Source organism: Streptomyces sp. NPDC058751 (genome assembly GCF_042746485.1).
Lineage (GTDB): Bacteria > Actinomycetota > Actinomycetes > Streptomycetales > Streptomycetaceae > Streptomyces.
The window spans coordinates 88,565-108,550 of record NZ_JBHYPZ010000032.1 but is presented as its reverse complement, the minus strand read 5'-3'; the positions used below and the strand labels follow the sequence as shown (position 1 = coordinate 108,550).

Below are 19,986 nucleotides of genomic sequence, written 5' to 3'. Positions count from 1 at the left end.
TCGGTCAGGTGCGCCGACCATAGCGACCGGGTCCGACACCGGTACGTGCGGCGGGTTCCGGCTCTGCGGTACCGGCTCAGCGGTGCCGGCCGTCCCGCATGAAGGACCGGGGCCGGTGGTGACCGTGTGGCCGCGGCCTCCCGGGGCGGACGTGGAGCGCCAGGTGCGTGACGGCGGTGGCCGGGACGAGGAAGCCGGCGATCCACGACGAGCGCAGGGTGATGTCGGCCCAGGACGTGGCCGTGCTCCAGCCGTGCGGAAGACCGAGGAGGACGGCCGAGACCAGGAGCGAGAGCAGGGCCGACGCCAGTACGGCGAAGGCCGTCCGGCGAGCGAGCCCCTTCCACCACGCACCCGTGGAGTCCCGGTCCACGCCGCCTCCCTCACCGTTCGTACGCGGACACCCGCTCGGCGGCGATCTGTTCGGCGCGAGTGGGGAGTTGCCGTGGTGCGAAAGGGGGCCGCCGCCCGCGGCGGCCCCGGCGCGTGACCGGCGGGCCCCTCTCGCGGGGCCGCGCCGGGCGGCGTCAGCGCATGTACGGGTTGCCGGGTGCCTGGGCAGGCCAGGGGCCGCCCGCTCCGGCCATGGCGTTCCTCGGGGTGGGCTTGTCGAACAACGGGCCCAGCAGGAGCCACACGGCCAGGCCCAGGCTGGCGATGGCGACCAGGCCCAAGGTCGTCTCTCCCGTGCCCTCCGGGAGGTCCGCCAACGCCAGTGACCCCACCTCGTACAGCGCGAACGCGCCGAAGGCACCCCAGTCGGATCCCCGCCCCCGGCGGATGGCCACGTACAGGAAAGGCAGCCACACCAGCAGACCGACCGATCCGACCGCCAGAACGGACCACGCCAGCCGCTGGAACCAGCCGGCTTCCAAGCGCTTGTGCATCGCACCCCCGATTACCCCATGAACCCCCCGAGACGATTCCCGGGCTCCCGAGAAAACGACTCGGGACCGCCATGTTCCCACCCTGCGGGGCACATGCGCGCATGTTCGCCTGCTCAGAGAGGTCACGATCCGGGCGACGGCCGCGGTCACCCGTACGGGCGGACCCTGGGCGTTCCGCGGGGCGGGGAGTCCCCGGCGGTGCCCGAAGTCGTCGTGAATCGTTGGTCGAATGGCTGGCCGAGAGACGGGCCACTGCCTACCATCGATCACCGCAAGACTTTGTGCACCGTCGCACAATCTCCTCGGGAGGCTTCCTTGCACCGCCGCCGTCGCACCGCGCTCGTCCTCTCCGCCGCGATCGTCGCCGCGGCCCCTCTGCTCACCGCGTGCGGCAGCGATGCCCATCCGGGTGCGGCGGCCGTCGTCGGCGACAGCCGGATCACCGTCGCGCAGCTGCAGGACCGGGTCGACGAGGTGCGCTCGGCGCAGCGGGCCGCCAGCAAGGACGACGCCCAGTACGCGCAGGTCGTCGCGAGCACCGGCACCCTCACCCGCGACACCCTGCACAGCATGGTCCTCGACCGGGTGCTGGACCGGGCGGCCGAGAACGCCGGGGTGAAGGTCACGCGCAAGGACTCGCAGGAGATGCGGTCGGCCCTCGAACAGCAGGCGGGCGGCTCGGCGGCGCTGGAGGCGGCCTGGCTGTCGAACTACGGCGTGGCGCCCGGGCGCCTCGACGAAAGCCTGCGTACCGAGATCGAGGCCCGCAAGCTCGCCACCGCGCTCGGTGTCGACATGAACACCCCCGACGGCAAGGCCGCCTTCTGGAAGGCGATGTCCGCCGCCTCCAAGCAGCTCCACGTCGACCTGAACCCGCGCTACGGCACCTGGGACGTCCAGAAGAGCAGCCGCGTCGACGCGAAGACGCCGTGGGTGCGCGAGGTCTCCGCGGCGGCGGGCCGACAGCCCGCGTGAACCGCCGCCGAGGGCGGCGGACCGGCCGCGGCGACGGGCCCTGTGGACAACTCCGGGGGTGTCGGCGGCGTGGGTTACGTTCGAGGGGTGAACGCAACCAGTGAACCGACGGGCTCCGCTCAGGGCGGTGAGCGGACCGCGGCCGATGTGACCGCCGACGGCGCGGGCTCCGCCGACCCCGGCCGCATCGTCCTGCTCACCACCAGCCACCGGGTCGCGCCGGGCCTGCTCTCCTGGCCGGCCTGGCAGGCGCTGCACGGCGCGGACCGGGTCCTGTGCTCGGACGGCGCGCACCCGCAGGTCCCGTATCTGCGCGAGGCCGGCATCGGGGTCGATGAGGAGTCCCCGACCGCGCGGGAACTGGTCGACGTGTGCGCCGGCGGCCGCTCGGTGGTCGTCGTCGCCACCGGCGAGGGCGAACCCCGGCTCACCGACGGTCTGGCCCGCCTCGCGGGCTCCGGCCGCACACGGATGCCGGACCTGGAGCTGCTGCCCGCCTCGTACGACCTGCCGGGCGCGCGCCTGCTCGACCTCGTCCAGGTGATGGACCGCATCCGCGCCGAGTGCCCCTGGTCGTCCCGGCAGACGCACGAGGGCCTGGCGAAGTACGGCCTGGAGGAGGCGTACGAACTCGTCGAGGCCATCGAGGAGGGGGACCGGGACGAGCTGCGGGAGGAGCTCGGTGACGTCCTGCTCCAGGTCGTGTTCCACTCCCGGATCGCCGAGGACGACACGGAGGCCCCGTTCTCGATCGACGACGTGGCCGGCGGGATCGTCGCCAAGCTGATCCACCGGCACCCCCACGTCTTCGGCGACGAGACGGCCACGACGCCCGAGGAGGTCAAGGAGCACTGGCTGCGCACCAAGGCGGTGGAGAAGCGGCGCACCTCCATAACCGAGGGCATCCCGCTCGGCCAGCCGGGCCTGGCCCTGTCGGCCAAGCTGTCGTCCCGTGCGCGTACGGCGGGGCTCGACGTTCCGCTGCCCGCGGGCGAGGGCGTGGGGTACGAACTGCTGGCGATGGCCGTCCGGGCCGAGGCGGCGGGCGTCGACCCCGAGACGGCGCTGCGGGCGGCGGCACGGACGTACCGCGACGCGATCCGCGGGGCGGAGGAGAACGGGACGAAGGGGAGAGAGCCGGAGGGGGAGTAGACGGAGGGGAGAGAGGGAGGGGAGAAAGGGAGGGGAGAAAGGCGGGGGACAGACGCGGGGAAGGCTGACGGGGCGGGCGTGGCGGCCGGAGGTCCGGTTTCCGTGGGCGCGGCGGTGGTGAGGCCGCCGGGAGGGTGCCGTCTTTCGTGGACACGGCGGTCAGGGGCGTGCGCGCCGCTGCGGATACCGTCGAGGAGTGACCGAGCACGAAGCCTCCGCCAGCGCCGCCCCCGAACTCTTCACCTGGGAGTTCGCCACCGACCCCTACCCGGCCTACGCCTGGCTCAGGGAGCACGCGCCCGTGCACCGCACGCGGCTGCCCAGCGGGGTGGAGGCCTGGCTCGTCACGCGGTACGCCGACGCCAGGCAGACGCTCGCCGACCAGCGGCTGTCCAAGAACCCCGCGCACCACGACGAGCCCGCGCACGCGAAGGGCCGGACCGGGATTCCCGGGGAGCGCAAGGCCGAGCTCATGACGCATCTGCTGAACATCGACCCGCCGGACCACACCCGGCTGCGGCGGCTCGTCAGCAAGGCGTTCACGCCCCGGCGCGTGGCCGAATTCGCTCCCCGGGTGCAGGAGCTGACGGATCAGCTCATCGACGGTTTCGCGTCCCGGGGTTCCGCGGACCTCATCCACGAGTTCGCCTTCCCGCTCCCCATCTACGCCATCTGCGACCTGCTCGGCGTCCCGCGCGAGGACCAGGACGACTTCCGGGACTGGGCGGGCATGATGATCCGGCACGGCGGCGGGCCCAGGGGCGGGGTCGCCCGGTCCGTGAAGAAGATGCGCGGGTATCTGGCCGAACTCATCCACCGCAAGCGCGAGGCGCTGACCGCGGAGCCCGAGCCCGGCGAGGACCTCATCTCCGGTCTCATCCGCGCCTCCGACCACGGCGAGCACCTCACCGAGAACGAGGCCGCCGCCATGGCCTTCATCCTGCTCTTCGCCGGATTCGAGACGACGGTGAACCTCATCGGGAACGGGATGCACGCCCTGCTCACCCATCCCGGGCAGCGGGAGCTCCTGCAGGCCTCCCTCGCGGCCGGGGAGAGCGGGCTGCTGGAGACGGGGGTGGAGGAACTCCTGCGCTACGACGGGCCCGTGGAACTGGCCACCTGGCGGTTCGCGACCGAGGACGTGCGGATCGGCGGGCAGGACATCGCGGCAGGCGACCCCGTGCTCGTGGTCCTCGCGGCCGCGGACCGCGATCCCGAACGCTTCGAGGAGCCGGACACGCTCGATCTCGCCCGACGTGACCTTCAGCACTTGGGTTACGGCCACGGCATCCACTACTGCCTCGGCGCGCCGCTCGCCCGGCTGGAGGGGCAGACCGCGCTCGGTACGCTCCTCAGCCGCCTCCCCGACATCCAACTCGCCGGAGAATCGGCCGATTTGCGCTGGCGCGGAGGGCTCATTATGCGCGGTTTGCGGACGCTTCCTGTGGAATTCACCCCGGTCAAATAGGACTTGATGGGTGCATCGGCGACCCTTCGGCGTCCGCGCCGAAGAGGCTCTTCCGCATACCGGAAAGAGCGCCCTTGATGCCAGCGGAACATGATGCTCCATCAAATCTGTGATCTTCGCGTGATCAGTACTGCATCGACTTGTAACCAGCGCTGGAGTGCGACTACCTTCACCCATCAACGCGGCGCCTGCGCTTCTCGTTCAGGCAGGGGCCGTGGTGCTCCCCCGCTGTCACTCGAAAGGCTTTCGCATGCTCTCCGGGAACGGCCGTCACCGTCGCCCTCGCCAGGCCCCGGCACTCATCGTCGCCGCAGGGGTGACCGGATCGGCGATCGCCATCCCGTTGCTCGCCGCGGCGAGCGCGAGCGCGGCCGACGGGAACACCTGGGACAAGGTGGCGCAGTGCGAGAGCGGCGGCGCGTGGAGCTCCGACCAGGGCAACGGCTACTACGGCGGCCTCCAGCTCGACCAGGAGAACTGGGAGACGCACGGCGGCCTCGAGTACGCCCCGAGCCCGGACCAGGCCAGCCGCTCGCAGCAGATAGCCGTCGCCGAGAAGGTGTTCGCCGACACGGGCCTCGCGGCCTGGCCGACCTGCGGACCGCTCTCCGGGCTCGGCAAGGGCAAGAGCTCGGGCGAGGTCAGTGTCGACACGGGCGTGGCCGGCGACTCGTCGAGCGCCGAGAGCGACTCCGGCTCCTACGTTTCGTCCGGTTTGGCGACTTCGCCCAGCTCGTCCCCTTCGGGCGAGGCGTCCGCTTCGGGGGATGCGGACGGTTCCTCGGACGCGACCGGCGCCACCGCGACGCCCAGCGCCTCGCAGAGCCCCGACGATTCGGATAAGGTCGACAAGGGTGATGAATCGGCCAAGTCCGGTAAGAAGGGTGCCTCTTCGGCCCCGTCCGACGCGTCGAGCGCCGGCAGCGGACGGCACCGGGGCGGGGACGCCGCGGAGAGCGCGGCCGACGCCCTCGCCGACGGCTCCACCGGACGGCACGCCGCGAGCCCCGCGGCCGAAGCCGCCGGGGCCGAGTACGTCGCGGAGGTCATCGACAACCTCTGGACCGTTTCCGACGCCCTTGGCCTCGAAGGCGGATGGGGCGATCTGCCCACCGCGGACACGGCGGCCGACGACAGCGGTCCCGGCCTCGTCGTCCCTGGTCGGAGCATTGCCGACACCGGTGAAGCGGTGCAGAACTAGCGGGAGTTCGCGTCATGGTTCGCTGTGGAATGTCCCATTTGGCGCAACTGAGAGATGAGTCTCAGAAGCCCTGATCGTCTTTGAAATTCCGTCGATCGGCTGCTTACGGTCGTGCCGCTCGCCACAGCGGGCCCCGACGGTCGCAACGCCGAATCCTGCCAACGGCCGTACGGGAACAGTCGTCGCGTCATGCGCCGTGGGCAGGAGCGGGGGACCCAAGGTAGGTGCCGGGACCGGGAGTCGGAAGACACCCGGGAACGGCTCGGGGTGAAGCCGCGTGCCGGACGTCCTGGAGACGGGACCGAAAGCGCGCGGCCGGGCAACTCAACCGGCCCGAACCCGACAGCTCACCTCGCAGGCGTCGGTGAGGGGATCTCCATGCTGTTCTCCGGCAAGGGCAAGCACCGCCGCCCGAACAAGGCCACCCGTGTCGCCACGCTCGCCGGTGTCACCGGCGCCGCCATCGCCGCCCCGCTGATGGCGGCCGGCAGCGCCTCGGCCGCCACCGCCTCCGAGTGGGACGCCGTCGCCCAGTGCGAGTCCGGCGGCAACTGGTCGATCAACACCGGCAACGGTTACTACGGCGGACTGCAGTTCTCGTCCTCCACGTGGGCCGCGTACGGCGGCACCGCCTACGCCTCGACCGCCGACCAGGCGTCGAAGTCGCAGCAGATCGCCATCGGCGAGAAGGTCCTCGCCGCCCAGGGCAAGGGCGCCTGGCCGACCTGCGGCGTCGGCCTGTCGAGCACTCCGTACGGCGGCGGCTCGGCCCCGTCGGCCCCGTCCGACTCCGCCTCGTCCTCGTCCGGCGGCTCGCAGAGCGCCCCCGCCACCCGTACGACGGAGCAGCCCACCCGTACGACGGAGCGGCCCGCGTCCCGTTCCGCGGAGCGCCCCGCCGCCCAGAAGACCGTCACCACCCCGGCCGGCGAGAAGGTCAAGAAGGGCGACGGCGAGTACAAGGTCGTCAAGGGCGACACCCTCAGCTCGATCGCCGAGAAGAAGCACGTCAAGGGCGGCTGGCAGAAGCTGTTCAAGCTGAACCGGGACATCGTCGCCGACGCCGACTTCATCTACCCGGGCCAGCAGCTCCACCTCCGCTGAGCAGGGCGGACGCCGGCCGGTCCGGCCGCTCTCGGCGGAGGGCGGCCATGGCTCCGGTGCCGCTCCGCGTCCCCCGGCAGGTCGCCGGCCCCCTTCGCGGGACCTCCGTAGCGGGGGCCCGCCGAGGTCCCCGTCCCCACGGGCTCCCCGCTCCGGCGCGTGTTCCCCCGCACGCACCGGAGCGGGGTTTTTTTGCCTCCATTTTTGTTCAGTTCAGGAACAATATGTAGGCTCGTATCCGCTCGCGGGGCGGTCGATCGGCTGGCCGATCCCCGGGAGCCGGTTAGGCTCATCCCGCGGGGCTGTCGAAGTCCCGCATACCGCGTCACATCCCATAAAGGAGATGCTCGTGCCGTCCATCGACGTCGTCGTAGCCCGGGAAATCCTGGACTCCCGAGGTAACCCCACGGTCGAGGTCGAGGTCGGCCTCGACGACGGCAGCACGGGTCGTGCCGCCGTCCCGTCCGGCGCCTCCACCGGTGCCTTCGAGGCCATCGAGCTTCGTGACGGCGACCCGAACCGCTACCTGGGCAAGGGCGTCGAGAAGGCCGTCCTCGCCGTCATCGAGCAGATCGGCCCGGAGCTCGTCGGCTACGACGCCACCGAGCAGCGCCTGATCGACCAGGCGATGTTCGACCTGGACGCCACCGACAACAAGGGCTCGCTCGGCGCCAACGCCATCCTCGGCGTCTCGCTCGCCGTCGCGCACGCCGCCTCCGAGGCGTCCGACCTGCCGCTCTTCCGCTACCTGGGCGGCCCGAACGCGCACCTGCTGCCCGTTCCGATGATGAACATCCTGAACGGCGGCTCGCACGCCGACTCCAACGTGGACATCCAGGAGTTCATGATCGCCCCGATCGGCGCGGAGTCCTTCTCCGAGGCCCTGCGCTGGGGCGCCGAGGTCTACCACACCCTCAAGAAGGTGCTGAAGACCAAGGGCCTGTCCACCGGCCTCGGCGACGAGGGCGGCTTCGCCCCGAACCTGGAGTCCAACCGCGCCGCCCTCGACCTCATCATCGAGGCCATCAAGGAGGCCGGTTACACCCCCGGCGAGCAGATCGCCCTCGCCCTCGACGTCGCCGCCTCCGAGTTCTACAAGGACGGCGTCTACACCTTCGAGGGCAAGGAGCGCTCGGCCACCGAGATGACCGAGTACTACGCCGAGCTCGTCGCGGCGTACCCGCTCGTCTCCATCGAGGACCCGCTGTTCGAGGACGACTGGGCCGGCTGGAAGACCATCACCGACAAGCTGGGCGACAAGGTCCAGATCGTCGGCGACGACCTCTTCGTCACCAACCCGGAGCGCCTGGCCCGCGGCATCGAGGAGGGCTCCGCCAACGCCCTGCTCGTCAAGGTCAACCAGATCGGTTCGCTGACCGAGACCCTGGACGCCGTCGAGCTGGCCCAGCGCAACGGGTTCAAGTGCATGATGTCCCACCGCTCCGGCGAGACCGAGGACGTCACCATCGCCGACCTCGCGGTCGCCGTGAACTGCGGCCAGATCAAGACCGGCGCCCCGGCCCGCTCGGACCGCGTCGCCAAGTACAACCAGCTCCTGCGCATCGAGGAGATCCTCGACGACGCCGCGGTCTACGCCGGCCGCAGCGCCTTCCCCCGCTTCAAGGGCTGAGCCCCGCACGGCTCAGGAAGCGTCCTCCGTACGTCCCCGTACCCGGTCCCGTACCGTGTGCGGGGACGTACGCACGTGAGGGGCCCGTACGGCGGGCCGGTACTGGGGAGGCGGGACTCATGGCCGTGAAGGACCGGGACCGGTTCTCCACCTCGACCCGGCTGAAGCTGCTCGGCGAGCAGACGGCGGCCCGGGTCTACCGCTCCCAGACCAAACGGCAGGCGCGCCGCTCCCGGCTGACCGGCCGGGCCGCGCTGCTCGCCATGGTCCTGTGCTCCCTGATCGTCGCCCTCGCCTACCCGATGCGGCAGTACGTCTCCCAGCGCGCCCAGATCGGCGAGCTGGAGCGGCAGCGGGAGCAGGCCCGGCAGCGGGTCGAGCAGCTCCGCGACCTCAAGGCGCGCTGGCAGGACGACGCGTACGCGAAGCAGCAGATCCGGCACCGGCTGCACTACGTGATGCCGGGCGAGACCGGCTACGTGGTGATCGACCCGGACGCCGCGAAACAGTCCCGTGCCCAGCGGGGCACCGCCGACCGTCCCTGGTACACCAACGTCTGGGACGGCGTGGACAAGGCCGACGCCGCCGGCCGCTGACGACCAGTGAACAGACCAGAAAGACACGTGACACACGGCATGGAAACGCCACCGCCCACCACCCCGCGCACCGAGCCCACCGACGCCGACGTCGAGGCATTCAAGCAGCAGCTCGGTCGGCCGCCGCGCGGGCTGCGCGCGATCGTGCACCGCTGCCCCTGCGGCCAGCCGGACGTGGTGGAGACGGCGCCCCGCCTCCCCGACGGCACGCCGTTCCCGACCACGTACTACCTGACGTGCCCGCGGGCGGCGTCCGCGATCGGGACGCTGGAGGCCAACGGGGTCATGAAGGAGATGACCGAGCGGCTGGCCACCGACCCCGAGCTGGCCGCGGCCTACCGTGCCGCCCACGAGGACTACATCGCGCGCCGTGACGCCATCGAGGTCCTGGAGGGCTTCCCGAGCGCGGGCGGCATGCCCGACCGGGTGAAGTGCCTGCACGTCCTGGTGGGGCACTCGCTGGCCGCCGGCCCCGGCGTCAACCCGCTCGGCGACGAGGCCATCGCGATGCTGCCCGAGTGGTGGCGCAAGGGGGCGTGCGTGACCATGGCCGGGCCCCCGTCCGCCGAGTCCGCCGATGCCGGCGGTTCCACCGGGGCACCCGAGTCCGACGGTTCCGCCGAGGACGGCCGGTGACCCGCGTCGCCGCCGTCGACTGCGGTACGAACTCCATCCGGCTGCTGGTGGCCGACGCGCACCCGCGCACGGGTGAACTCACCGACCTGGACCGGCGGATGACCGTCGTCCGGCTGGGCCAGGGCGTCGACCGCACCGGCCGGCTCGCCCCCGAGGCGCTGGAGCGGACCTTCGCCGCCTGCCGCACGTACGCGCGGGCGATCGAGGAGCACGGCGCCGAGCGGGTGCGCTTCGTCGCCACCTCCGCCTCCCGGGACGCCGAGAACCGGGACGAGTTCGTGCGCGGGGTGCTGGACATCCTCGGCGTCGAGCCCGAGGTCGTCACCGGCGACCAGGAGGCCGAGTTCTCCTTCACCGGCGCGACCAGGGAGCTGGCCGGGCGCGACGACCTCGCCACGCCCTACCTGGTCGTCGACATCGGCGGCGGGTCGACCGAGTTCGTCGTCGGCACCGACCACGTGCGCGCGGCACGTTCCGTGGACATCGGCTGCGTACGGATGACGGAACGTCACCTCGTGCGCGACGGCGTGGTCACCGACCCGCCCACCGCGGAACAGGTCGCGGCCATGCGCGCCGACATCGAGGCCGCCCTCGACCTCGCCGAGGAGACGGTCCCGCTGCGCGAGGCGCGCACCCTGGTGGGGCTGGCCGGTTCGGTCACCACGATCGCGGCGATCGCGCTGGACCTCGCCGAGTACGACTCCGAGCGGATCCACCACTCCCGGGTCTCCCTCGCGCGCGTCCGCGAGATCACCGAGTGGCTGCTGGGCTCCACCCACGCCGAGCGCGCGGCCGTCCCCTCGATGCACCCGGGCCGGGTGGACGTGATCGGCGCGGGCGCCCTCGTCCTGCTCTCGGTCATGGAGCGGGCCGGGGCGGAGGAGGTCGTGGTCAGCGAGCACGACATCCTCGACGGCATCGCCTTCAAGGTGGCGGAGGACGCCGAGGCGGCGGGGAAGGGCGACTGACGCGCCCCGCCGTGCCGAGAACGGGCGCAGGGCGGCCCCGGCTCCCTTTTCGAGGGGCCGGGGCCCTCGCGTCTCCAGGCGGCCGCACAGGGGCCCGGACGCCGTGCCGGCCGGGGCCGCGCGGGCGTGGCACGGGTCTCCTTTACTACTGATCAGTAGCCTCGGCTGAGCGGGTCGGATAACGTATGAGCGTGCCCGAGGGGGTCTTGGGACCCCTGCCGAAGGGCCCTGCCGAGAAACTTCGTGAAGTTCTTCACAAGGAAAAAGGCCCCGCAGGGCGACGGAGGGGCCGCTTGGGTCCTTCCGCGGGGCCGGACCGGTCCGGCAGCATGTTTCGTGAAGCGTTGCGGCGGCGTTTCGGGGCGGTGAAACACGGGTGCGGCCGACTGGGCCGATCGGGTCGGTCCGCAGCTCACACGGCGTTGACAACGGTACGAACCCCCCGGCGGTCCACCCCCGCCGCCATGACCTCGGTCACGGGGGCGGCGGAGTGTAGCAGAGCCCCTGTCCGAGCTTGTGAAGGGGCGCACGAGCGACCCCCCGGAAGCAGGTGGATACTCGATGGCATGAGCACCACGGAGCGTCCCAGGATCCTCGTAGTAGGCGGTGGGTACGTAGGCCTGTACGCAGCTCGGCGCATCCTCAAGCAGATGCGCTACGGAGAGGCGACCGTCACGGTCGTCGACCCCCGGTCGTACATGACCTACCAGCCCTTCCTCCCCGAAGCAGCCGCCGGCAGCATCTCGCCGCGGCACGTCGTCGTCCCGCTGCGGCGTGTACTTCCCAAGGCGGAGGTCCTCACCGGCCGGGTCACCACCATCGACCAGGACCGCAAGGTCGCCACGGTCGCCCCCCTCGTGGGCGAGGCGTACGAGCTGCCTTTCGACTACCTCGTCATCGCGATGGGCGCGGTCTCCCGCACCTTCCCGATCCCCGGTCTCGCCGAGCAGGGCATCGGCATGAAGGGCATCGAGGAGGCCATCGGCCTGCGCAACCACGTCCTCGAGCAGCTCGACAAGGCCGACTCCACCACGGACGAGGAGGTCCGCCGCAAGGCGCTGACCTTCGTCTTCGTGGGCGGCGGCTTCGCCGGCGCCGAGACCATCGGTGAAGTCGAGGACATGGCCCGCGACGCGGCCAAGTACTACAGCAGCGTGTCCCGCGAGGACATGCGCTTCATCCTCGTCGACGCCGCGGACAAGATCCTTCCCGAGGTCGGGCCCAAGCTCGGCCAGTACGGCAAGGAGCACCTGGAGAGCCGCGGTGTGGAGATCTACCTCTCCACCTCCATGGACTCCTGCGTCGACGGCCACGTCGTGCTGAAGAACGGCCTCGAGGTCGACTCCAACACGATCGTCTGGACGGCCGGCGTCAAGCCGAACCCCGTTCTCTCCCGCTTCGGTCTGCCGCTCGGCCCGCGTGGCCACGTGGACACCCAGACCACCCTCCAGGTGCAGGGCACGGACTACATCTGGGCCGCGGGCGACAACGCCCAGGTGCCGGACGTCGCCGCACGCAAGGCCGGCGTCGAGAACGCCTGGTGCCCGCCGAACGCGCAGCACGCGCTGCGTCAGGCCAAGATCCTCGGCGACAACGTGATCTCCGGCATGCGGGGCTTCCCGCAGAAGGAGTACGCGCACGCCAACAAGGGCGCCGTGGCCGGTCTCGGTCTGCACAAGGGCGTCGCGATGATCGTCATGGGCAAGATGAAGATCAAGCTCAAGGGCCGTCTCGCCTGGTACATGCACCGTGGCTACCACGGTATGGCCATGCCGACCTGGAACCGCAAGATCCGCGTCTTCGCGGACTGGACGCTCGGCATGTTCCTCAAGCGCGAGGTCGTCTCCCTGGGTGCCATGGAGACTCCGCGCGAGGAGTTCTACGAGGCCGCCAAGCCGGCTCCGGCCGCCCCGGCGCCCGCCGTGAAGACCGAGGAGAAGGCCAAGGCCTCCTGACCGAGGACTCCTGACCTCCGGTCACCGAACGCCCCGAAGGGGCCGCCCGCCATCCGTGGTGCGGGCGGCCCCTTCGGCGTTCCTCCCGCCTTCCCTCCTCCGCTTTCTGCCTCCACGCGACCCGCGCGCACGGCCCGGGTCCAAGAACCTGATGCATACACACATTCTGTGAATCCGTGTCGCGGAAGGAGGGGGGCCGCGTGTCGAAGGGGCTGGCGACCGTCGCCTGTGGACTGTGCGTAAGCGTGTTTTGGCGTGCGTGCGTGAGTGTCGGCGGTCTTCGCTCGTGCGGAGTCCGGGAGGGAACGGGTATTCCCATATCGAATGCGTGACCTCTGTGGAGGGTGGTCGTTGGGCGGAGTGACAGGTCGTTCGGGCTGGATGGGGTGAGGGTGTGAGTGATCTGCGCTCGGTGGGGGCATCGTTCGTGGTGCCCGGCCCTTCCGGTGTCGCGGTCCGGGACCGGCTCAAGGACCTGACCGCCGGGGACGAGAGGGTGTTGCGGCTGGTCGGCGGCCATCTCGGTTCGCTGGCCTCCCGGGATCTGAAGGCGCGGTGTGCGACCGGACTGGAGCACGACAACGAGTCGTGGGCGGCGCGGAAGCGGGAGCTGACCGGTTTGTCGTCATCGCGCTGGGCGGGATCGCTGACCAAGGTCACCCATGACCTCTGGGCGTTGGCCCGGCGCGGCCAGCAGGCACACATCCGCCAGCTCGAAGCAGGGGTGGAGATGATCCGGCACCGGCTGTCGTTGCCTCTTGGGGAGAAGGGCAGCAAGCGGGCTCCGGGTGGCTACCGCAGTAGGCGGGAGTGGCGTGCCAAGACCCGTCGGCTGCGGGTGTTGGAGGACCGGCTGGAGCGGGCGCGGGCGGACTGGGCGGCCGGGCGGGTGCGGGTGGTGCGGGGCGGGAAACGGCTGCTGAACAACCGCCACCATCTGGAAGAAGCACAGCTCACCGAGAAAGCATGGCGATCCCGGTGGGAGGCGACGCGCCGGTTTTTGCAGGCGGACGGCGAGTCCGGGAAACGGTACGGCAACGAGACCATCAGGATCAGCCCCGACGGCCAGGTCAGCATCAAACTCCCGGCCCCGCTCACCCATCTCGCCAACGCCCCGCACGGCCGCTACGTCCTGACCGCGCGGGTGTCGTTCGCGCACCGGGGTGAGACATGGCGCCACCGCGTCGAGGCGAATCGGGCAGTTGCCTACCGCATCCACGAGGACACCGGCCGCCAGCGCTGGTATCTGACCGCTTCCTGGACCATCTCACCCGCCTCCGCCATGCCCCTGGCCGCGGTCCGGGCAGGAGGTCTGATCGGCGTGGACACCAACGCGGACCATCTGGCGGCCTGGCGGCTGGACGTGCACGGCAACCCCGTCGGCAACCCGCGTCGCTTCGAATACGACCTGTCCGGCACAGCCGAGCATCGCGATGCCCAGGTGCGCCACGCGCTGACCCGGCTGCTGCACTGGGCCGTTCGCCACCGGTTGGCGATCGCGGTGGAGGACCTGGACTTCACCGCCGAGACCAGCCGGGAGAAACACGGCCGCCGGAAGAAGTTCCGTCGGCTGATCTCCGGGATGCCGGTGGCCCGGCTGCGCGCCCGCCTTGTCTCCATGGCCACCGAACTCGGTGTTCCGCTGGTCGCGGTCGACCCCGCCTACACCTCGAAGTGGGGCACCCGGCACTGGCAAAAACCCCTCACTGGCAAAACCAGAAAGACGACCCGCCACGACGCTGCCGCCGTGGCGATCGGAAGACGCGCCCTGGGGCACCCGATCAGGCGTCGGACGGCACCGCCCCGTACCCACCGGAGCGATGGGTACGGGCATCGGACCGTCCAGGCCCGACCGGACGTCCCGGGGCGGGAGGGACCCCGCCCTCGCGTTCCCGGACCACGGACACGATCCGTGCCGCCCGGACGCGGAGCGAACGCGGGTGACCAGAACGCCCAATACCGTTCGGGGCGTTCGGCTGAGCATGGGTTCTGGCAACAGGACTCACTTTCGCTCAGCCTTTAGGAACGGTAGATGTCTACGTTGGTGTCGGAGCGTTCGGGAGTGCCGTCTCGGAGGTGTACGCCATGCAGGAGGCCGCGCCACGGCTCAAGGGCCTTGTCGAACAGTTGCTGGGAGTCCCGCTCCCGTTGCGCGTCCGCGCCTGGGACGGTTCGGAGGCGGGACCGCCGAAGGCTCCGGTGCTCGTCGTCCACAACCGGCGGGCCCTGCGCCGACTGCTGTGGAAGCCGGGCGAGTTGGGCCTCGCCCGGGCGTGGGTCTCCGGCGACCTGGGCATCGAGGGGGACCTGTACGCCGCCCTGGACGCGCTGTCGGGGCTCGTCTGGGAGCGGGGCGAGGACGCGCGCGGGCTCGGGGCCGCGCTGCGTGACCCCGAGGTGCGCGCCGCGGTCCGCGGGCTGGTGGGGATGGCCGGGCCGCCGCTGCCGCCCGCCCCGCCCGCGGAGGAGGTGCGCAGGCGCTCCCACCTGCACACCCGGCGCACCGACCGCAGGGCCGTCAGCCACCACTACGACGTCGGCAACGACTTCTACGGGATCGTCCTCGGCCCGTCCATGGTCTACTCGTGCGCCTACTGGGAGCGGGGCGGCACCCTGGAGGAGGCCCAGCGCGACAAGCTCGAACTCGTCTGCCGGAAGCTGGCCCTGAAGCCCGGCCGGCGGCTCCTGGACGTCGGCTGCGGCTGGGGCTCGATGGCCGTGCACGCCGCCCGCGACCACGGCGCGTACGTGGTCGGGGTGACGCTGTCGCGGGAACAGGCCGCGTACGCCCGTAAACGGGTCGCGGACGAGGGCCTGGCCGACCGGGTGGAGATCAGGGTGCAGGACTACCGGGACGTCACCGACGGGCCCTACGACGCGATCTCGTCCATCGGCATGGCCGAACACGTCGGCGCCGAGCGCTTCCTGGAGTACGCCGAGGCGCTCGGCGGCCTCCTCGTGCCCGGCGGGCGGCTGCTCAACCACCAGATCGCCCGGCGCCCGCAGCGCGACGAGTCGTCCTACGCCGTCGACGCGTTCATCGACGCCTACGTGTTCCCCGACGGGGAACTCGCCCCCCTCGGGACGACCGTGGCGCAGCTCGAACGGGCCGGGTTCGAGGTGCGTGACGTCGAGGCCCTGCGCGAGCACTACGCGCTCACCCTGCGCCGCTGGGTCGCCAATCTGGAGGCCGGCTGGTCCCGCGCCGTCCGGCTCACCGGCGTGGGCCGGGCCCGCGTCTGGCGCCTGTACATGGCGGCCAGCGCCGTCGCCTTCGAACGCAACCAGATCGGCGTCAACCAGGTCCTGGCGGTGAGGACCCGGGGCGGGTCCGGATCGTCCGGGATGCCGCTGCGGGCGAGGACCTGGAACTGACGGGCGGAGCGGCGCCGCACGGAGACGGGGGGAGGGGTCCCGCTCCGCACGGAGCGGGACCCCTCCCCCCGTCTTTCCGGGGCTGCCGTGGCGGCCCGTCCGGCGGACCCGGCTACTCGGCCTTGATCGCCGTCAGCATGTTCAGACGGGCCGCCCGGCGGGCCGGCCAGAGCGCCGCCAGGACGCCGACCGCCGCCGCGAGCAGGAGGAAGACCGCCATCCGGCCCCAGGGCAGGACGAGCTCGTACGTCGCCATCCTGCTGCCCAGCAGCTCCCCGGCCGCCCAGCCGAAGAACACGCCGAGACCGACGCCGAGGACGCCTCCGAAGAGCGAGATGACCAGGGACTCCAGACGGACCATCCGCTTGATGCCCCTGCGGTCCAGGCCGATCGCGCGGAGCATCCCGATCTCCTGCGAGCGCTCGAACACCGACATCGCCAGGGTGTTGATGACACCGAGCACGGCGACGACGACCGCCATTCCCAGCAGGCCGTAGAGCATGTTCAGGATCAGCGTGAACATCTGCGCGATGTCGTCGGAGATGTCCTGCTTGTCCTGGACCTTGATGGCGGGGTTGTCGCCGAGGGCCTTCTCCAGCCCGTCCTTGGCCGCGGCCGAGGCGCCGCCCGCCGTCTTGACCATGACCTGCATGTCGGAGGCCTCGCGCTCGTGCGGGGAGAGCGTGGCGTTGTCGAGGATGATGCCCCGGATCATCTCGTTGGCCTCGTACACCCCGGCGACGGTCAGGGTCTCCTCGGCGCCGTCCTCGTAGGAGACCTTGAAGTCCGAACCGGCCTTCCAGCCGTGGGACTTCGCCGTGTCCGAGTCGACCACGACCCCGGTGCCGCCGACCTCGAAGGAGCCGTCGGTGGCGTCGAGGTCGATGAGCTCGCCGATGGCCGCGCCCTTGACGCCGGTCAGGAACTCCGTCTCCCGGTCGATGCGGGCGGGCGCGTTGCGCAGCGGGCTGGTGTCGGTGACCCCCTCGGTCGCGGCGAGCTTCTTCTCGACGTCCGGGGAGAGGGAGTTGCCGTTCGCCATCGACACGACGTAGTCCGCCCTGATCGCCGAACCGGCCATCTTGTCGATCGACTTCTGCAGGCTGCCCGCCATCACCGTCATGCCGGTGATCAGCGTGAGACCGATCATCAGCGCCGAGGCGGTCGCGGCGGTGCGGCGCGGGTTGCGCACCGAGTTCTGCCGGGCCAGGTTGCCGGAGATCCCGAAGACCCGCAGGACGGGAGCCGCCGCGGCGATCAGCGGGCGGGACAGCAGCGGGGTGAGGACGAAGACGCCGATGATGAGGAGCACGGCGCCGAGACCCATCGGGGCCTGGCCGTCCGAGCCGTCCATCGTCGTGGCGTAGAGGACCACGGCGACACCCGCGGCCGCGAACAGGGCGCCGATCGTGTTCCGCAGTACCAGGGACTTCGTCGTCGCCTTCGCGTGGACGCTGCTCATCGCGGCGACCGGCGGGATCTTCGCGGCGCGGCGGCCCGGCAGCCACGCGGCCAGCATCGTGATGAGGACGCCGACGAGCAGTGCCGTGGCGACGGTGCCGGGGGAGACGACCAGCGGTCCGTCCGGCACGGTGGCGCCGAGCGTGCCCATCAGGGAGCGCATCGCGGCGCCGATGCCGATGCCCGCGGCGAGTCCGCCGACGGCCGCCACCGCGCCGACCACGAACGCCTCGATCAGCACCGACCGGGTGACCTGGCGGCGGGAGGCGCCGACGGCGCGCAGCAGCGCCAGCTCCTTGGTGCGCTGGGCGACCAGCATGGTGAAGGTGTTGGCGATGATGAACGTGCCGACGAACAGCGCGATGCCGGCGAAGACGAGCAGGCCCGTCTTCATGCCGCTCATCGCCGCGGCGATCTGCTCGGCCTGGTCGTCGGCGAGCTTCTTGCCGGTGACGGTGGAGGCGGTGTCCTTCGGCACGACGGCGTCGAGCGCGGCGCGCAGCTCGCTCTGGCTGGTGTCCGGCGCGGCCTTCACGTCGATCTCGTCGTAGGCGCCGGCCGAGTGGAACAGCCGCTGCGCGGTCGCCGTGTCGAACAGGGTGAGGCTGCCGCCCGCGGCCACGTTGCCGTCGTCGGTGGTGAAGATTCCGGTGACGACGGGCTCCAGGACGGGGCCGTCGACGGAGAGGCGTACGGTGTCGCCGACCTCGTAGCCGGCCCGCTTCGCGGTCTCGGCGTCGATCGCGATCTCGCCGGTGCCGTGCGGGGCGCGGCCGGCCGTCAGGGGGTAGCGGGGGTCCTCGTCGCCCCAGTAGTTGCCGCCCTGCGACTGGAAGCCGCCGCCTATGAGCTTGCCGTCCTTGTCGGCGACGGCGGTGAAGCCGCCCACGACACCGATCGCGGAGGCGGCTCCCGGCACGCGGGCGGCCTTGTCGAGCAGGGACCGCGTCAGTTCGTGCTTCTTGCCGATGCTGTCGCCGCTGTCCGCCGCGCGCTCGGGGCGGATGGCGACGTCGACCTGGTCGAAGCCCTTGGCGGAGCTCTTCTGGTAGGCGTCGGAGATGGTGTTGGTGAAGACCAGGGTCCCCGAGACGAACGCGACGCCGAGCAGGACGGCGAGCACGGTCATCAGGAGTCTGGCCTTGTGCGCGAACACGTTGCGCAAGGCGGTACGGAACATGGGTTGTCTCAGTCCAGGTGTACGAGGAGTGGGGGAGCGTCGGGAGGGCGCGGCCCCGCGTCAGCTCGTGCGGTTCTTGCCGTCGAACTGCTTCATCCGGTCGAGGACCGAGTCGGCGGTCGGCTCGTGCACCTCGTCGACGATCCGTCCGTCGGCGAGGAAGACGACCCGGTCCGCGTAGGCGGCGGCCACCGGGTCGTGCGTCACCATCACCACGGTCTGGCCGAGTTCGCGCACGGAGTTGCGCAGGAAGCCGAGGACCTCCGCGCCGGAGCGCGAGTCGAGGTTTCCGGTCGGCTCGTCGCCGAAGATGATCTCGGGGCGGGAGGCGAGGGCGCGGGCGACGGCGACGCGCTGCTGCTGGCCGCCGGAGAGCTGGGAGGGGCGGTGGCCCAGCCGGTCCGCGAGGCCGATCATCTTGATGACGTCGTCCAGCCACTCCTTGTCCGGCTTGCGGCCGGCGATGTCCATCGGGAGGGTGATGTTCTCCAGGGCCGTCAGCGTCGGCAGCAGGTTGAACGCCTGGAAGATGAAGCCGATCTTGTCCCGGCGCAGTTTGGTGAGCTGCTTGTCCTTCAGGGAGCCGAGTTCGGTGTCGCCGATGCGCACCGAGCCGGAGGAGAAGGTGTCGAGGCCCGCCACGCAGTGCATCAGCGTGGACTTGCCCGACCCCGAGGGGCCCATGATCGCGGTGAACTCGGCCTGCCGGAAGTCGACGGAGACCCGGTCGAGCGCGACCACCTGGGTCTCGCCCTGTCCGTAGACCTTGGACAGTTCCGTGGCGCGGGCCGCGATCGCGGTGCTTGTGCCGGCGAGGGGAGTGGTGGTCACGGAGGGGGCTCCTGTCGGGACGAGGTTGCTCGGGACGTGTTCCATCGTCCGTGCCGGTCCGCGGGATGTAGTCACCCGCTGTTCCGGTTCCGGGGGCAGCCTGGGGTCGGACCGGCGGCGGTCGTGTCATACCTGGGTATGACGGGGCTCCCCGAGAGGCGTCCGGGTCGGGGCGGGGAGCGCGCGGTGTGCGGCCGTACTCCCGGAGGAGGGTCCGGGGCCTGGTCCGAGGCCCGTTGCGAGCGCGTTCGGACGGTGAAATTCCGTCAATCCGCGTACGCGGGCTCAGCGCGTCCGGGAGGCTGTTGGCAAGTGCTGACGGCCTGTGCGGTGTGCTGATGCACCCTCAGACGTCAATAAAATAAGACAACATCGGTACGCGCGCCCGCTGTTGGGGTGACGCGCCCCGATAGGCTCGGAACCTCGATGCGGAGCCCATGGTCTGCCCGGATGGTGGAATGCAGACACGGCGAGCTTAAACCTCGCTGCCCCTCGCGGGCGTACCGGTTCAAGTCCGGTTCCGGGCACTTCCCGCCCCTGTGGCGCAGGACGCGGGCCACAGTCGGA

The 19,986-nt window shown here is 71.2% G+C and carries 16 protein-coding genes, 1 tRNA gene and 1 riboswitch; of the genes, 13 read left to right on the top strand and 4 right to left on the bottom strand.

The genetic code is table 11. The features are described from left to right. Positions 1 to 76 precede the first annotated feature (76 nt). Together ACFW6B_RS27385 and ACFW6B_RS27380 are read right to left on the bottom strand one after the other, a co-directional pair. Positions 77 to 373, bottom strand: coding sequence for a hypothetical protein (locus ACFW6B_RS27385; protein WP_386599812.1), 297 nt, complete (start codon positions 371 to 373; stop codon positions 77 to 79). 154 nt (positions 374 to 527) lie between these two features. After that, positions 528 to 887 (bottom strand): hypothetical protein, encoded by a 360-nt coding sequence (locus tag ACFW6B_RS27380; RefSeq protein ID WP_386599810.1) that lies wholly within the window; start codon positions 885 to 887, stop codon positions 528 to 530. Positions 888 to 1,202: 315 nt separating this feature from the next. Between ACFW6B_RS27380 and ACFW6B_RS27375 the strand changes: the two genes are divergently transcribed. The 12 genes from ACFW6B_RS27375 (at position 1,203) to ACFW6B_RS27320 (ending at position 15,947) form a co-directional block, all read left to right on the top strand. Next, positions 1,203 to 1,862, top strand: a complete 660-nt coding sequence (locus ACFW6B_RS27375; protein ID WP_386599807.1) for a SurA N-terminal domain-containing protein — start codon at positions 1,203 to 1,205, stop codon at positions 1,860 to 1,862. A 147-nt stretch (positions 1,863 to 2,009) separates the two neighbouring features. Next, complete coding sequence (locus ACFW6B_RS27370; protein ID WP_386599836.1) at positions 2,010 to 3,014, top strand: nucleoside triphosphate pyrophosphohydrolase; 1,005 nt, start codon at positions 2,010 to 2,012, stop codon at positions 3,012 to 3,014. 196 nt (positions 3,015 to 3,210) lie between these two features. Beyond that, positions 3,211 to 4,482: a cytochrome P450 gene (locus tag ACFW6B_RS27365; RefSeq protein ID WP_386599805.1), complete on the top strand. Its 1,272-nt coding sequence runs from the start codon at positions 3,211 to 3,213 to the stop codon at positions 4,480 to 4,482. Positions 4,483 to 4,732: 250 nt separating this feature from the next. Beyond that, entirely contained in the window at positions 4,733 to 5,683 is a 951-nt protein-coding gene (locus ACFW6B_RS27360; RefSeq protein ID WP_386599803.1) for a transglycosylase family protein, read from the top strand. A 136-nt stretch (positions 5,684 to 5,819) separates the two neighbouring features. Then, a riboswitch (cyclic di-AMP (ydaO/yuaA leader) is annotated at positions 5,820 to 6,059 on the top strand. 2 nt (positions 6,060 to 6,061) lie between these two features. After that, positions 6,062 to 6,787: a transglycosylase family protein gene (locus ACFW6B_RS27355; RefSeq protein WP_386599801.1), complete on the top strand. Its 726-nt coding sequence runs from the start codon at positions 6,062 to 6,064 to the stop codon at positions 6,785 to 6,787. A gap of 343 nt (positions 6,788 to 7,130) precedes the next feature. Then, the gene (gene eno / locus ACFW6B_RS27350; protein ID WP_386599800.1) at positions 7,131 to 8,417 is read left to right on the top strand and encodes a phosphopyruvate hydratase; all 1,287 of its coding nucleotides are present in this window, start codon (positions 7,131 to 7,133) and stop codon (positions 8,415 to 8,417) included. Between the two features lie 119 nt (positions 8,418 to 8,536). Beyond that, positions 8,537 to 9,013, top strand: a complete 477-nt coding sequence (locus ACFW6B_RS27345) for a septum formation initiator family protein (RefSeq protein WP_386599798.1) — start codon at positions 8,537 to 8,539, stop codon at positions 9,011 to 9,013. A gap of 39 nt (positions 9,014 to 9,052) precedes the next feature. After that, the gene (locus ACFW6B_RS27340; protein ID WP_386599797.1) at positions 9,053 to 9,649 is read left to right on the top strand and encodes a DUF501 domain-containing protein; all 597 of its coding nucleotides are present in this window, start codon (positions 9,053 to 9,055) and stop codon (positions 9,647 to 9,649) included. After that, positions 9,646 to 10,617 carry an exopolyphosphatase gene (locus ACFW6B_RS27335; RefSeq protein WP_386599796.1) on the top strand — a complete coding sequence of 324 codons (972 nt, stop codon included), beginning with the start codon at positions 9,646 to 9,648 and terminating at the stop codon, positions 10,615 to 10,617. The genes ACFW6B_RS27340 and ACFW6B_RS27335 overlap by 4 nt, the downstream gene beginning before the upstream one ends. Positions 10,618 to 11,183: 566 nt before the next feature. Beyond that, entirely contained in the window at positions 11,184 to 12,572 is a 1,389-nt protein-coding gene (locus ACFW6B_RS27330) for an NAD(P)/FAD-dependent oxidoreductase (RefSeq protein WP_151471288.1), read from the top strand. A 394-nt stretch (positions 12,573 to 12,966) separates the two neighbouring features. Then, positions 12,967 to 14,595 carry an IS200/IS605 family accessory protein TnpB-related protein gene (locus ACFW6B_RS27325; protein WP_386599792.1) on the top strand — a complete coding sequence of 543 codons (1,629 nt, stop codon included), beginning with the start codon at positions 12,967 to 12,969 and terminating at the stop codon, positions 14,593 to 14,595. A 62-nt stretch (positions 14,596 to 14,657) separates the two neighbouring features. Further along, a complete protein-coding gene (locus tag ACFW6B_RS27320; RefSeq protein WP_386599790.1) occupies positions 14,658 to 15,947 on the top strand; it encodes a class I SAM-dependent methyltransferase in 1,290 nt (429 codons plus the stop codon). 112 nt (positions 15,948 to 16,059) lie between these two features. Here ACFW6B_RS27320 and ACFW6B_RS27315 read toward each other — a convergent pair whose 3' ends face one another. Next, positions 16,060 to 18,588: an ABC transporter permease gene (locus tag ACFW6B_RS27315; protein WP_386599788.1), complete on the bottom strand. Its 2,529-nt coding sequence runs from the start codon at positions 18,586 to 18,588 to the stop codon at positions 16,060 to 16,062. 60 nt (positions 18,589 to 18,648) lie between these two features. Then, positions 18,649 to 19,464, bottom strand: coding sequence for an ABC transporter ATP-binding protein (locus ACFW6B_RS27310; RefSeq protein ID WP_386599786.1), 816 nt, complete (start codon positions 19,462 to 19,464; stop codon positions 18,649 to 18,651). Between the two features lie 399 nt (positions 19,465 to 19,863). Between ACFW6B_RS27310 and ACFW6B_RS27305 the strand changes: the two genes are divergently transcribed. Further along, a tRNA-Leu gene (locus ACFW6B_RS27305) sits at positions 19,864 to 19,946 on the top strand. The last annotated feature ends 40 nt before the right edge of the window (positions 19,947 to 19,986 follow it).